Raw genomic sequence first — 14,551 nt, 5'->3', positions numbered from 1 at the left:
AGGTTGAGCGATCAACCCACGCCATTAAGACCGGAGCCCGTTGGCGAGAGGGAGGGCGACCCCCTTCTCAATGCGCTGGTCTTCATGGCGCGTTACCACGGCAATCCCAGATCTGCAGCAGTGCTGGTCGATGGTCTTCCCATGGAGGAAGGCCGTCTTCCCCTGGCGCTTGTCAGTCGTGCCGCGGCACGTGCCAATCTGAGTGCCAAACTGGTCAACCAGCAGATCACGGCCATCAGTGACATGCTGATGCCGTGCATTCTCATACTCAAGGAAGAGCGTGCTGTCGTCTTGCTGGAGGTCGACAACGACGCAGGCAAGGCCAGGATTCATCAGCCTGAGGCCGATGGTGATGAGCTGGTGGACATCGAGTCACTGGTTGAGCGTCATGATGGGCGTGTCGTCTATCTCAAGCAGGAGCACCGCTTTGATGAACGCGCCCCGGAAACGCTCAAGCAGAGTGATGGTCATTGGTTCTGGTCAACGCTGAAGCTGTCGCGGCCGATCTATCGTGACGTGATTCTGGCGTCGATATTGATCAACCTGTTTGCCGTGGCATCGCCACTGTTCGTGATGAACGCCTATGACAAGGTCGTGCCCAATCTGGCCTTCAACACGCTGTGGGTCCTGGCGACGGGCATGGCGATCATCATGGTGTTCGACTTCGTGATGCGCCAGACACGTGCCTACTTCATGGACACGGCCGGCAAGAAGTCCGAAGTGTTGCTGACCTCGAAGCTCTTCTCCAAGACCATGAACCTGCGGATGGAAGCGCGACCCGGCTCCGTCGGTGGCTATGTGAAGCACCTGCAGGAGTTCGATTCGATTCGCGAGTTCTTCACCTCCGCGACCCTGACCACCCTGGTCGATCTGCCGTTTGCCCTGCTGTTCCTGCTGGTGATCTGGATCGTGGCGGGGCCACTGGTTCTGGTGCCATTCGTCGCGCTCGTGATCCTGCTTGTCTACAGTCTGGCGATCCAGAAACCGCTGCGCAGCAGCATCGAGCAAGGGTCGCGCCTGGCGACGGAGCGCAATGCGCGCCTCGTCGAAGCCGTTTCCGGCCTCGAGAGCCTCAAGCTGGCCAATGCCCAGGGGGAAACCCAGCGCCGATATGAACGCGCCGTCGGGCAGATCGCGCATTGGGGAGTGAAAAGCCGCAACCTGACGACCTCTGTCAGCTCGCTGAGCATGTCGCTGACACAGGCCACTACCGTGGCGCTGGTCGTGTTCGGAGTCTATCTGATTGCGGATGCACGCCTGTCTGTCGGTGGTTTGATCGCCGCGGTCATGCTGTCCGGGCGTGCGTTGCAGCCGCTGGGACAGTTGGCGTTGTTGATCACGCGCATCGGCCAGACTCGCAGTGCGATGAGTGCGCTTGAGCAGATCATGGCATTGCCGGAAGAGTCGGAAGATCGTCGTTACGTTCACCGCGAGCACCTGCAGATGCGTATCGAATTCGATCGCGTCGGCTTTGCCTATGCGCCGAATACGCCGCCTGCCGTGTCGGATATCTCACTGACCATCGAACCAGGTGAGAGGATCGCGATCATCGGGCGTATCGGCGCTGGCAAGAGCACTTTGCAGCGCCTTGTCTCTGGTCTGTATCGTGCCACAACTGGCAGTGTTCGCATTGATGGGCTGGATCTCAATCAGCTGCATCCCGCCGACGTACGTCGGCATATCGGCCATGCGGGCCAGGACAGTGCACTGTTCTTCGGCTCCATTCGCGACAACATCACCCTCGGCCAACCACACGCCAGTGATGTACAGGTCGAACTCGCGGCTGATGCCTCCGGTGTGACCGAATTCACTCGTCATCACCCTGAAGGACTGGATCGTCAGGTGGGCGAGGGTGGGCGCATGCTCTCCAGCGGTCAGCGTCAGACGGTCTTGCTGGCACGCGCACTCTTGATGCGTCCTCCGCTCTTGCTGCTCGATGAGCCCGGTTCGCACATGGATAACCGCGCCGAGCTGCGGCTGCGCAGAATGCTCAAGTCCTTGCCACGCAGCCAGACGCTGGTGCTGGTCACCCACAAGAGCAGCATGCTCGACGTGGTAGACCGCGTCATCGTCATGGAAGGAGGGCGCATCGTCGCCGATGGCCCCAAGCAGCAGGTGCTGAGCGCCCTGAATGAAGGCCGAGTCGCCGGGCGCAAGCAGGAGGTGAATCGTGGCTAAGGCACCGATTGAGCAGCGTGATCTTCATCATCTCGACGATGTCAGTTCAGCCGTCTTGCTGGCGACCCCCTGGAAGTCGCGCATCCTGATCTGGATGGTGCTCGCATTCGTGGTCATCTTCATCATCTGGGCCAGTCAGGCGAGTCTGGAGGTCGTCACGCGCGGCTCCGGCAAGGTCGTACCCTCGACGCACCTGCAGGTTGTACAGAACCTGGAAGGCGGTATCGTGCGCGAGATCTATATCAAGGAAGGTCAGGTCGTCTCGGCGGGGGAGCCACTGCTGCGTATCGACGATACCAGTGCAGGTTCCGATCTGCGTGAGCGTGTCTCGACCCTCGATGGCCTGCAGGCCACCATCATGCAGTACGACACCGAGCTTGAGTCCATCGAGGTCAACGCCTCCGCGGATGCCTGGAAGGATCAGGTGATCGTGAAGAATATCGAGTTGCCCTTCGATGAAGAATTCAAGGCGCGCAGTCCCGCTCTGGTCTCGCGTGCGATGACGGCCTATCGCACGCATCTGAATCAGCTCAACAGTGGCCTCAATGGCGCGCGCGAACAGATTCTGCAGAAGGAGCAGGAATTGCGTGAGTTGAGATCGCGCATCAACAGCCTCGAGCGCAGCTATCAACTGTCACGTCGCGAGCTCGGCATGACGGCCCCGCTGGTGCGTGAAGGCGTGGTCTCTCAGGTAGACCTTCTCAAGATCCAGCGTGAGGTCAACGACTTGCGGGGTGATCTTGAGTCGGCGCGCCTGGCGGTGCCGGGCAAGCAATCGGAGCTGGATGAGGCCATCTCGAACAGGGTCGGCGTCGCGCAGGAATTCCGCTCGCGTGCCGCGGAAGAGCTCGCCAAGACCCAGGCGGATCTGGGGCGCTTGCGTGAGGGGCGCACCAGTCTTCAGGACCGACTCGATCGTACTTTGGTGACATCTCCGGTTCAGGGCGCCATCAAGACGCTGAATATCAATACCATAGGCGGCGTCATCGAGCCCGGGGAAGACCTGATGGAGATCGTTCCCATCGAGGATCAGCTGCTGGTTCAGGCGCGAGTCGCTCCCAAGGACATCGGCTTCTTGAGAATCGGGCAGCCGGCCGTCGTCAAGTTATCTGCCTACGACTTCACCATTTACGGTGGGCTGGAAGGCAAGGTCGATCAGATCAGTGCGGATACTGTGCAGGATGAAGAAGGCAACAGTTTCTACGAGATCAAGGTGCTGACGGAGCAGAACCACCTTGGCAGTGACTCGGATCCGCTCACGATCATCCCGGGCATGCAGGCCAGCGTCGATGTGATCACTGGCAATCAGACCGTACTGCAATATTTGATGAAGCCGATTCTGCGCGCCAGGCAAGGTGCCTTGCGTGAACGTTGATCAAGGATTTGATGGATTCGAGGGTAACTCATAATGAAAAAGACACTCTTGGCGTTGAGCATCGCCGCAGGGATGGGGTTTGGCGTTCAGGCTTCGGCTGCGACTCTTGAAGAAGCCGTATCCCGAGCGGTAATGGAAAACCCGCGCACGCGCGTTCAGGTTTCACGTCACATCCAGCGACTCGAAGAAGCGGAAACCCAGCGCGGGGCGTATCGCCCGACGGTGGATCTGACTGGCCGCCTGGGTTATGGAAAGTTCGACTCGGAAGATGACGGCATCAATGATGATGACGACTGGCACGATTACACGCGCCTTGACCTGACCATCCGTCAGCTGCTCTGGGACGGCAACACGACAATCGAGCGCATCCGCCAGGCCGAGACAGAAGCGGACTACCAGCGCCTGCAGGTCGCGGCCGAGGCCAATGACATCGCGCTGGATACGGCCGGTGCCTATCTGCAGGTCATGCGTGATGAGCTGATTCTCAAGTATGCACAAGCCAATCTCGAGGCTCACCGTCGCATCTCGAATGATATCGGGCGGCGTGCGGAATCCGGCCTTGGTGCGCGCAGTGACGTGCGTCAGGTGGATGGTCGTCTGGCCAATGCCGAAGCCAGCGTACTGTCATCGATCAACAATCTCGAGGATTCCCGCTCTGCCTATCTGCGTCTGGTGGGCGAGATGCCGTCGGACCTCAGCATGCCGGGTATCGACACCAGCCTGCTCAGCGAGGATGTCGAGAGCGCCTACGTGCAGGCCAATCAGCGCAACCCGCTGTTGGCGGCGGCACGGGTCTCCATTGACGCTGCGCGCCATGAAGTGAATGCCGAGAAGGGCGATAACTACCCCGAGTTCAGTCTCGAGGGCAATCGCACGCTGGACAATGATTATGACCAGGACAAGAGCAAGTCAGACGACTGGAGCGTCGAACTGGTCATGCGCTACAACCTGTATCGTGGTGGCCGCGATCAATCCGAGATCCGCGGTCGTCAGGCAGCGCTGGAAGCGGTCGAGCACGACAATGATCGCGTGATACGCGATGTGCGTGACGAGATTCGTCTGGCATGGAATGCCCGCGAGAACCTCAAGCGCCAGATCGATTACCTGGAAAGTTATGTGCGTGCCGCGACCGATACCCGCGAGAGTTATCGCAAGCAATTCGATATCGGGCGCCGCACATTGCTGGACCTTCTGGATAGTGAGAGTGAGCTGTTCACCTCTCAACAGAACCTGATTCGCGCCCGTTTTGATCTGGAAACCGCCAACTATCGCCTGCTGTCGGCGACCGGTGCTCTGCTGGATTCCATGAGTGTTGCCGTCCCCGTCCAACAACAGGGCTAAGCCACCCACGGCGCTCCCGCACCCTGGATGCGTCGTTGCCATGCTGATGGTTGATGAGGAAATCAGATGAGTCTTTCGCGCCGCCTGTTTACCTTGATGTTGCTGGTATTGTTGGGGTTCTCCCTCGGTATCTTCTTCATCCAGGTCAACAACACCCGTGATGCACTGGCCGAACGACAACGCGTCGAACTCTCGAATCTCGCCCAGAGCTTGAGTCTCGCGCTGGTGCCACATGTAGAGCTTGGCGATGCCGCCAGTGCCGAAGCCTTGATACGTGCCACGGTGGATGGTGGCCATGTGCGCGATGCCAGGCTGGAGAGCGTGGCCGTCGCGACGCCCATCGTTTTCAATGTCGTGCGCGAGAGCCTGGCACCTGAGTGGTTTCGTGACCTGATCCCCATGCCGGTGGAATCGGCGAGCCGCGAGCTGCCCGGTGGTTGGGCGTCGCTGGGCACGATCAGCCTGACCGGCGAATCTGCCCAGGGCTATGACCAGCTCTGGCAGCTGGCCAAGCGTCTGGCGCTGTGGCTGCTGCTGGGCGGCCTGATCACGCTGCTGGTTGCCTCGTTGGTCATGCGCCGTCTGCTGCGCCCGCTGGAGCGCCTTTCGTCTCGCCTCAATGAGATGGAGACGCAGCGCTTCGACGCGCCGCTGGAGGAGACCAGCGTGGCGGAGCTCAAGGGCATTACCTCGGCGGTCAATCGTCTGGGACAGCGCCTTCAGACCCAGTTCGAGGCTCAGGCCGCGCAGCTGGCGCGTCTGCAGCGCCAGGCGGAAGAAGACTCGGTATCGGGGCTTGGCAACCGCGGCTATTTGAACCGAGCGGTCGATGAGTGGCTGAGCGAGCCGATGGGCGGCAGCTTCGCGCTGCTGCGTGTGTCGCATATCGAGGTGGTGTATCGCGAGCAGGGCTACAAGGGGCGTGATGCCCTGGTGAAAGCCATTGCGCGCAAGCTGGAAGATCGTGAACTGGCGGGTGAGGCGATCATCGCCGCGCGCTTGGCCAATAGTGATTTCGGTCTGTTGCTGCCGGAAACTGATGAGACTCGACTTCAGGAATTTCTCACGCTACTGGCGGAGGATATCGACCACCTGCTGGATGCCAATCCGTTGGTGGATATTCCGCCGGAGAACTGTGCCCTTGGTGCCGTTCGGCGTGAGCCGGGCATGCAGCGTACCCAGATGTTTGCCGTTGCAGATGCCACGCTTCGTCAGGCCATCGAGCAAGGATCTGGCGTCGAGCTGGCCCCTGCGGGTGGACGTGCACGTCCGCGAGGCGAATGGCGCGAGATCATCGAAAAGGCTCTGGATGCCCCCAAGGGGCTCGATTTCGTTGCTCAGCCGGTGTTGCTCAATGATGGTGGCGAGCTTCACCGCGAGCTGTTTGCCCGTCTGCGCGATGGCAATGAACTGCATCGCGCGGGTGACTTCCTGCCCGTGATCCGCCATTTCCGCATGGGGGCGCAGTTCGATCTGCGCGCTCTGGAGTGGCTGGCCTCTTATATCGACAGGATTGAAGTGCCAAGACTGGCGCTCAACCTGACCGAAGAAACCTTCGACGATGAAGCCAGTTATATTGGTCTGCTCAACTGGTTGGCGGCGCATCCGCGCCTGAGCAAGCGTCTGGATATCGAGGTGTCCGAAAGCATCGCCCTCAGGCATCAGGAGCGTATCAAGATGCTGTTCCGACATGCTCGTCGACTGGGTGCGCGGGGCGGTATCGACCGCTTCGCCCGAGAGCTGAAGGAGCTCAGCTATCTGTCGGCACTGCGGCCTGATTACGTCAAGATCGACCAGGCGTTCTTCAAGCGCGAAGATGTCGACACCGAGCTGTTGCAGAGTCTGTGCATGACGGCGCATCAGGTCGAGTCGCAGGTCATCGTGACCCGCGTCGAGTCCGAGGCGGATCAGGAGCGGGCGATGTCGCTGGGCGCAGATGGCTATCAGGGCTTCGTGTCACCGGCAGTCGATGTCATGGCAAGGCTTGCCAGTCCAGCAGAAGATATGCCTCGCTAAGTGACATTCAGGGTGCCTCGACATGAATCATCGCCGCTGGTGGGAGGGTCTTGCGGTCGGGGTGCTGCTGGCGTTGTCACTCGGTGCGGGTCTGGCACAGGCGTTGGATTCCCGCCAGTTCATCCAGATCTACGGGACAGGTGGCTGGAATCGTGTGCAGCAATGGCAGCAACTGTTGCAGCGTCTGGAGGGCGCGCCGGTCAGGCGTCAGTTGAGCGAAGTGAACGATTTCTTCAATCGTCTCAACTTCACCGATGATCTCAGCGTCTGGGGAGCGACCGATTACTGGGCGACGCCGCAGGAGTTTCTGGGGGCAGGGGCCGGTGATTGCGATGACTTCGCCATGGCCAAGTATCTGACCCTGCGCGAGCTTGGCGTACCGGAAGACCGCCTGCGTCTGCACTACGTCAAGGCGCTCAGTCTCAATCAGTTCCACATGGTCGTGACCTATCAGAGCGCCAATACGCGCAATCCTGATGTACTGGACAACCTGAACAGTTCCATCCTGCCGGCCAGTGAGCGCACGGACCTGCTGCCTATCTACAGCTTCAATGGCAGTGCGCTGTGGATGAGCAAACGTCTGGAAGGGGGCAAGCGCATCAGCGACAGCCGAGGCCTTTCAAGTCTGTCTGACTGGCAGAAGCGCCGCGCACAAGGGGTGCTGAGAGTGCCGCGCCACCAACGGCCATGAGCCTGGCGGCGTCAGCCCCTCGAGGAATGGCGGTTGAGCTCTGCCAAGCACTGCTAAGCACTCTTAAGCACGACGACAGCACGACGACAGCACGACAAGACACCCCGTGACCTTCCGGTCGCGGGGTGTCTTGCCATCCGGGCGTTGCAGGCCAGCGCTCTCGTCAGGCTGCGCCGTGCAGATTGCGGGGCGCTAGCGGGGCGTATTGCCGCGCAGGTGCAGGATCTCGAGCAGATTGCCGTAGCGATGGCGACTCGGCATCGTGGCCAGCCCCGAAAACAGCAGCCAGAACATGCGCCGGCCACGCGTCAGACGATGCGTATGCTGCAGCAGGCGTGACAGCAGCTGGCTGTCATCGAAGCCCTTGAAGTTGGGTGTCATGCTGACCTGTTCTCGCACCAGTACCGGCGCCATCTCCAGGCGATAGAGCTTTTCCAGTTCCTGGAAGCTCAACCCCTGGGCTTCGACGACTTCTGCCATGTGCTGATACTCGGCTTCACGCGGTTCGCGTTCCAGCCACAGTGGAGACAGCGCCAGCCAGATGTCCTGTCGGCGCTCGAGCAGGGCGGCCACATCGGGGGCGAGGTGAGCGTTCTGTTCGTTCATGAAAACATCCTGGGCAGAGCCTGTCGGACAGTGCGGCTGGCAACCAGCGGCGAATGCAGGACGGCAGTGGAATGGCAGTACGTGAAAAGGCCTATATGATACGGCAGCCGCCGCGGCCGGCTCCAGTGATATGCAGGCAGATGGCGGATCATGACGGCAGGGCGGACAGCGTCGCCGACAGCCGCTAGAATAGCGCCCATGAGCTGGCACTGAGCCTGCTTTACGGGATTCGAACGCCCTATTTCACGATACGCTTCACCATCCAGAGACGGCCATCGCCTGCTATCAGCGTGAAGCGAGTATCGCATCGGCGGGTACACGCCGGGCCAACAGCAAACGAGGTTCTTTACGTGATCATCAAACCCAAGGTTCGTGGCTTCATCTGCACCACCACACATCCCAAGGGCTGCGAGCAGAATGTCGCCGAGCAGATCGCCATCACCCGCAAGACAGTCGGTGACAAGCGTGACGGTGGTCCGAAGAAGGTACTGGTGATCGGTTCTTCCAGCGGCTATGGCCTCGCGGCACGCATCACGGCAGCCTTCGGTTACGGCGCGGACACCCTGGGCGTGTTCTTCGAGAAGCCGGGCACCGAGAAGAAGGCCGGCACCGCAGGCTGGTACAACTCTGCTGCCTTCGACAAGTTCGCCAAGCAGGAAGGCCTCTACAGCCAGGCCATCAACGGCGATGCCTTCTCGCATGAGACACGCGCCAAGGCCATCGAGCTGATCAAGGCCAACATGGGTGAAGTCGACCTCGTCGTCTACTCGCTGGCCTCTCCGGTGCGCAAGCTGCCGGACAGCGGTGAAGTGAAGCGCTCCGTGCTCAAGCCGATCGGCGAGACCTATCGCGCGACCGCCATCGACACCAACAAGGACACCATCATCGAAGCGGAGGTCGAGCCGGCCACCGAGCAGGAAATCGAAGATACCGTCACCGTGATGGGTGGTCAGGATTGGGAGCTGTGGATGCAGGCGCTGGACGACGCCGGCGTGCTGGCGGAGGGCGCCCGCTCCGTCGCCTTCAGCTACATCGGCACCGAGATCACCTGGCCGATCTACTGGCACGGTGCGCTGGGTCGCGCCAAGGAAGATCTGGATCGCGCCGCCGGCAGCATCCACGAGAAGCTGTCCGCCAAGGGCGGTCGTGCCCACGTGGCCGTGCTCAAGTCCGTGGTCACCCAGGCCAGCGCCGCGATCCCGGTCATGCCGCTCTACATCTCCATGGTCTACAAGATCATGAAGGAGAAGGGCCTGCACGAAGGGACCATCGAGCAGCTCAACCGCTTCTACGCCGAGCGCTTCTACGGCGAAGGCGAGATCGCCACCGACGAGTCCGGCCGTCTTCGTCTTGATGACTGGGAGCTGAAGGACGACGTCCAGCAGGCCTGTCAGGAACTGTGGCCGCAGGTCACCAGCGATAACCTGTTCGACATCACTGATTACGCCAGCTACAAGCAGGAATTCCTGAAGCTGTTCGGCTTCACGCGTGACGACGTCGACTACGACGCCGATGTCGCCACCGACGTCGAATTCGATGTCGTTCAGATGTAAGAGCGCTTCAGCAAGCACGCAGAGGTCAGGGCAGCTCGCTGCCAGCTGACCGCTGAGCACTGACCGCCACACACGACGACGCCATCCTTCGGGGTGGCGTTGTCGTTTGCACAGCCTTTGTGGTGCTGTCTCTGGGGCGCTGGTCAGGCATTGGCGCAGCAGGCATGGCACAATATGGCGGCACTCTGATGGCATTCTGGTGGCATGACTTTTATATCCACCGACATCCACCGCTCGTTTGACTCACCTTCTACCCAACGGATTCAGCGCCATACTCATGCCCGTGGATTCACTGGTTACTCCTCAGGCACAGCAACGCCAGATAGGTTTCGTGCTGTTGCCCGGCTTCTCGTTGTTGTCCCAGGCCTGTGCGCTGGAGCCCCTGCAGGTGGCCAATCAGCTCGCCGGGCAGACACTCTATCGGGCCGTCACCTTCGCGCTTGACGGGCGCGGCGTGGCGTCCGCGGCGGGCTTGAGTCTCTCGCCAGACAGCCTGGTCGCCAGTGATTCGCGTCATCTGGACGCCCTGTTCGTGTGCGGTGCTCAGCCGGCGAGCGGGGCGAGCCTGCAGGAGGTGACCTCGAATTCCGCGCTGCTGGCCTGGCTCAAGCGTCTGGCCGAGCGTGGCGTGATGCTGGGCGGCATCTCTACCGGCACCCGCGAGCTGGCCCGCGCTGGGTTGCTCGATGGTTATCGTGCGACGATTCACTGGCAGCGCGCCGAATCCTTCCGCCGCGACTTTCCGCAGGTCAACGTCTCCCATCAGCTTTATGAGCTGGACCGTGATCGTGTCACCTGCGGCGGTGGTACCGCAGCGATGGACATGATGATGACGCTGATCGCCCAGCAGCATGGCCGCGCGCTGGCCGAGAAGGTTTCCGAGCACTTCGTCTGCGAGCGCATCCGGCTGGCGGACGAGCCACAGCACGTGCCGCTCAAGAACCGTTTCGCCCATGCGCCGCAGCCGCTGGTGGAGGCCGTGACGCTGATGGAGGCCAATATCGAGGAGCCGCTCTCTACCCACGAGATCGGCGAGCACCTCGGCATCTCGCGGCGTCAGCTGGAGCGGCTGTTCAAGAAGCATCTGCAGGCGGTGCCCAGCCGCTACTATCTGGATCTCCGCCTGGCGCGTTCGCGCCAGCTACTGCGCGAGAGCGATCAGCCGATCGGCGAGATCGCGCTGGCCACCGGCTTTTCCAGTGCGGCTCACTTCTCCACGGCGTTTCGCAACCATTTCGGACGCAGCCCCCGCGACGAACGTCTCATGCTGCAGGCCTGACACCTTCCCTGGATGACAAAAGTCGCCTCCTGACATAAGTCGTCGTCCTTTCGCTGAAAGTCTTTGTCATCTCGCCTCCCTATACTCGAGTGTCATGACCCGTGGCTTGCCGATCATCGGCCGGCCACGCCAAGACCCCGCGATGAGGAAGAGACGATGACCCAGCTGACCCGTGCCGATTTCGACCATGCCATGGTGCCCAACTACGCACCCCAGGCTGCCATTCCGGTACGCGGCGAGGGTAGCCGTCTGTGGGATCAGGAAGGGCGCGAGTACATCGACTTCGCCGGTGGCATCGCCGTCACCTCGCTGGGCCACTGCCACCCGGCGCTGGTCAAGGCGCTCAAGGACCAGGCCGACAAGGTCTGGCACCTGTCCAACGTCTACACCAACGAGCCGGCACTGGCGCTGGCCAAGGCGCTGACCGAGCGCACCTTCGCCGACAAGGTCTACTTCTGCTCCTCCGGTGGTGAGGCCAACGAGGCCGCCCTCAAGCTGGCGCGTCGTTTCGCCCACGACACCCATGGCGAGAAGAAGGACAAGATCATCTCCTTCCGTCAGTCCTTCCATGGCCGCACCTTCTTCACCGTCAGCGTCGGTGGTCAGCCCAAGTATTCCCAGGGCTTCGGACCGATTCCGGGCGGTATCCAGCACGCCGAATTCAACAATCTCGACTCCGTGCGCGAGCTGATGGGCGATGACACCTGCGCGATCATCGTCGAGCCGCTGCAGGGCGAGGGCGGCATCATCCCGGGCGAGCAGGCTTTCCTGGAAGGACTGCGTGAACTGTGCGACCAGCACGATGCGCTGCTGATCTTCGATGAAGTCCAGAGCGGCGCCGGGCGTACCGGCCACCTGTACGCCTACCAGCACTTCGGTGTGGTGCCGGACATCCTGACCACCGCCAAGGGCATCGGCGGCGGCTTCCCGCTGGGCGCCATGCTGACCACCGATCGCATCGCGCCGGCCATGGCCATCGGCACTCACGGTTCCACCTACGGCGGCAACCCGCTGGCGTGTGCCGTGGGTCTGGCGGCGCTCGAGACCATCGACACGCCGGAAGTGCTCGAGGGCGTCGCCCACCGCCACCAGCTGCTGCGCAACGGTCTGGAAGGCATCGCCAAGCGTCACGGTGTCTTCAAGGAAGTGCGCGGCATGGGTCTGTTGATCGGTGCCCAGATGGCGCCGGACTACGCGGGGCGTGCCAAGGACATTCTCAACCTGGCGATGGAAGAAGGCCTGATGGTGTTGATCGCCGGTCCTGACGTGCTGCGTCTGGCGCCGTCGCTGGTGATCAGTGAAGAGGAGATCCAGAGCGGTCTCGACAAGCTCGACCGCGCCGTGGCGAACTTCGTCGCCACCTCTGCATCTGCATGAGCAGCGCCATGAGCAGTGCCCCGATGCTGGTGGTGCGGCCTGCCGAAAGCCGCGATCTGCTCGCTCTCGAGCGGCTCGCGGCCACGGCCACGCCGCGCCTGACCAATCTACCGGCACATCGTGACCGCCTCGAGGAGCGCATTCTTCGCTCCCAGCGCAGCCTGCGTGCCGAGATCGACTTCCCGGGCGACGAGATCTACTGCTTCGTGCTGGAAGATCTCGATACCGGTGAAGTGGTCGGTACCGCCTCACTGCGCGCCGAGGCTGGCGCGCGGGAGGCCTACTACACCTATCGTCAGGAGACGCTGATCCACGCCTCGCAGCAGCTCAACGTGCGCCACGAAGTGCAGACGCTGTCGCTGTCGCATGAGGTGTCGGATGCCACGCTGCTGTGCGCGCTGTCACTGGATGCCCGCTACCGCGAGACGGATGCGGACAGCCTGTTGCGCCGCGCACGCCTGATGTTCATCGCCCAGTACCCGGAACGCTTCGCCACTGAACTGGCGGTGGCCTTCCCGGGCTATCTGGAAACGCGCGACGAGCGTCAGGTCAGCCCGTTCTGGGACAGCGTCGGCCAGCACTTCTTTGATCGTGATTTCAATGAAATCAATCAGATGGCGGGGGTGCGCTCCAAGAGCTTCATCGCCGAGGTCATGCCGCCGTTCCCGCTCTATCTGCCGCTGCTGACGCCCCAGGCGCGCGCCGCCATCGGGCGTGAGAATCCGCGCCATGAGTACGCCATGCAGGAGATGCTCGCCGAGGGCTTCTCGCGCTCGCGTCATGTCGACATCTTCGATGCCGGCCCCTTGCTGCTGGCGGAGTGCGAGCGTCTGCACACCTTCAAGCAGTGCGGTTGGCATCCGGTGCGTATCCGTCCGCAGGAAAGCCTGCCGGATGCGGTGCCGGCGATGGTAGCCAACCAGCGTCTCGGCGATTTCCGCTGCGTGCTGGCGCGCTACGCCCTGACGCCAACCGGCCAGCTGATGCTGACGCCGCAGCAGGCCGAGGTACTGGGCGTGGAAGAGGGGCGTGCGGTGCTTGCCGTGCCGATGCCATTGCCGACGATGGATGAGGGAGAGTTGTAATGCGCATTCGTCCTATCGCTCGACACGATATCGAAGGCCTCAAGGTACTGGCGCGGGAAACCGGTGTCGGCTTCACCTCGCTGCCGGACAATCATGAGTTTCTCAGCGCCAAGATAGAGCGCACCCTGGCCGCCTTCGAGGGCCGCGAACCCGGCGATGATCGCCTGTACTTCTTCGTGCTCGAAGATGATCGCGATGGCAGCATCGCGGGCTGCTGCGCCATCGAGGCCTGCGTGGGCACCGATGCGCCGTTCTATCATTATCGCCTCGGTTCGCTGGCGCATTCCTCGGTGCAGCTCGATCTGCATCGCACCCTGGATACGCTGACGCTGTGTTCCGACCACACCGGTGATGCCGAGGTCTGCTCGCTGTTCCTGCGTGAGGGCTGGCGCAAGGACCGCAACGGCGCGCTGCTCTCCAAGGTGCGCTGGCTGTTCATGGCCCAGTTCCGCGCGGCCTTCCCCGACAAGGTGCTGGCCGAGATGCGCGGTGTCTTCACGCCCGAAGGGCGCAGCCCGTTCTGGGAGTGTCTGGGCAGCCACTTCTTCCCGATGGACTTCAATGAGGCCGACCGCCTCACCGGCATGGGCCAGAAGAGCTTCATCGGCGAGCTGATGCCCAAGTTCCCGATCTATACGCCGTTTCTCTCCGAGCCCGCGCGGGCCGCCATCGGGCAGGTGCATGAGCACACCCGGCCGGCGGTGGCGATGCTCAAGAAGGAAGGGCTGCGCTGGGAAGGCTACGTCGACATCTTCGATGGCGGCCCGACGGTCGAGGCCTATATCGATGATGTGCGCGCCGTGCGTGACAGCCAGCTGGCGAGTGTCGAGGTGATCGCATCTGATGCCCCGGCCTGCGAGCGTCCCTCTGTGATGGCCGCTACCACCGGCATGGCCGACTTCCGTGCCAGCTGGATCAGCCATGACGTCACCCGGGACGACTCCGGCGCCTGCCATGTGCGTCTGCACCGTGATGAGGCCGAACGCCTGGGCGTCACCGGCGGCGACACCCTGCGCGTGCTGGCCGGCTGAAGCGTCCGCCACGGGCATC

General features: G+C 62.0%; 11 protein-coding genes. 10 read left to right on the top strand and 1 reads right to left on the bottom strand.

Annotated features, from left to right (window positions below):
- Positions 1-3: 3 nt before the first annotated feature.
- The 5 genes from AC5WNJ_RS13540 (at position 4) to AC5WNJ_RS13520 (ending at position 7,601) form a co-directional block, all read left to right on the top strand.
- Complete coding sequence (locus AC5WNJ_RS13540; protein ID WP_495929945.1) at positions 4-2,178, top strand: type I secretion system permease/ATPase; 2,175 nt, start codon at positions 4-6, stop codon at positions 2,176-2,178.
- On the top strand, positions 2,171-3,553 hold the full coding sequence (locus AC5WNJ_RS13535) for an HlyD family type I secretion periplasmic adaptor subunit (protein ID WP_495929944.1): 1,383 nt from the start codon (positions 2,171-2,173) through the stop codon (positions 3,551-3,553). Before AC5WNJ_RS13540 ends, AC5WNJ_RS13535 begins: the two co-directional genes overlap by 8 nt.
- 33 nt (positions 3,554-3,586) lie before the next feature.
- Positions 3,587-4,894, top strand: a complete 1,308-nt coding sequence (locus AC5WNJ_RS13530) for a TolC family outer membrane protein (protein WP_253064885.1) — start codon at positions 3,587-3,589, stop codon at positions 4,892-4,894.
- Between the two features lie 66 nt (positions 4,895-4,960).
- Positions 4,961-6,910: a bifunctional diguanylate cyclase/phosphodiesterase gene (locus AC5WNJ_RS13525; protein WP_495929943.1), complete on the top strand. Its 1,950-nt coding sequence runs from the start codon at positions 4,961-4,963 to the stop codon at positions 6,908-6,910.
- A gap of 22 nt (positions 6,911-6,932) precedes the next feature.
- Complete coding sequence (locus tag AC5WNJ_RS13520; RefSeq protein ID WP_495929942.1) at positions 6,933-7,601, top strand: transglutaminase-like cysteine peptidase; 669 nt, start codon at positions 6,933-6,935, stop codon at positions 7,599-7,601.
- A 192-nt stretch (positions 7,602-7,793) separates the two neighbouring features.
- On the opposite strand, the gene AC5WNJ_RS13515 is transcribed toward AC5WNJ_RS13520, so the two are convergent.
- On the bottom strand, positions 7,794-8,207 hold the full coding sequence (locus tag AC5WNJ_RS13515) for a DUF7079 family protein (protein ID WP_495929941.1): 414 nt from the start codon (positions 8,205-8,207) through the stop codon (positions 7,794-7,796).
- Positions 8,208-8,557: 350 nt separating this feature from the next.
- Between AC5WNJ_RS13515 and fabV the strand changes: the two genes are divergently transcribed.
- The 5 genes from fabV (at position 8,558) to astA (ending at position 14,532) form a co-directional block, all read left to right on the top strand.
- Positions 8,558-9,760, top strand: a complete 1,203-nt coding sequence (fabV, locus tag AC5WNJ_RS13510) for an enoyl-ACP reductase FabV (protein ID WP_043334421.1) — start codon at positions 8,558-8,560, stop codon at positions 9,758-9,760.
- A gap of 277 nt (positions 9,761-10,037) precedes the next feature.
- Complete coding sequence (locus AC5WNJ_RS13505) at positions 10,038-11,039, top strand: GlxA family transcriptional regulator (RefSeq protein ID WP_495929940.1); 1,002 nt, start codon at positions 10,038-10,040, stop codon at positions 11,037-11,039.
- Positions 11,040-11,195: 156 nt separating this feature from the next.
- Positions 11,196-12,416 carry an aspartate aminotransferase family protein gene (locus AC5WNJ_RS13500; protein WP_253064889.1) on the top strand — a complete coding sequence of 407 codons (1,221 nt, stop codon included), beginning with the start codon at positions 11,196-11,198 and terminating at the stop codon, positions 12,414-12,416.
- A gap of 23 nt (positions 12,417-12,439) precedes the next feature.
- On the top strand, positions 12,440-13,501 hold the full coding sequence (locus AC5WNJ_RS13495; protein ID WP_043334469.1) for an arginine N-succinyltransferase: 1,062 nt from the start codon (positions 12,440-12,442) through the stop codon (positions 13,499-13,501).
- A complete protein-coding gene (gene astA / locus AC5WNJ_RS13490; RefSeq protein ID WP_495929939.1) occupies positions 13,501-14,532 on the top strand; it encodes an arginine N-succinyltransferase in 1,032 nt (343 codons plus the stop codon). The genes AC5WNJ_RS13495 and astA overlap by 1 nt, the downstream gene beginning before the upstream one ends.
- Positions 14,533-14,551: the final 19 nt, after the last annotated feature.

The sequence above is a fragment of the Cobetia sp. PDI-23MA genome (assembly GCF_059507735.1).
This window is presented reverse-complemented; position numbering and strand designations above follow the sequence as displayed.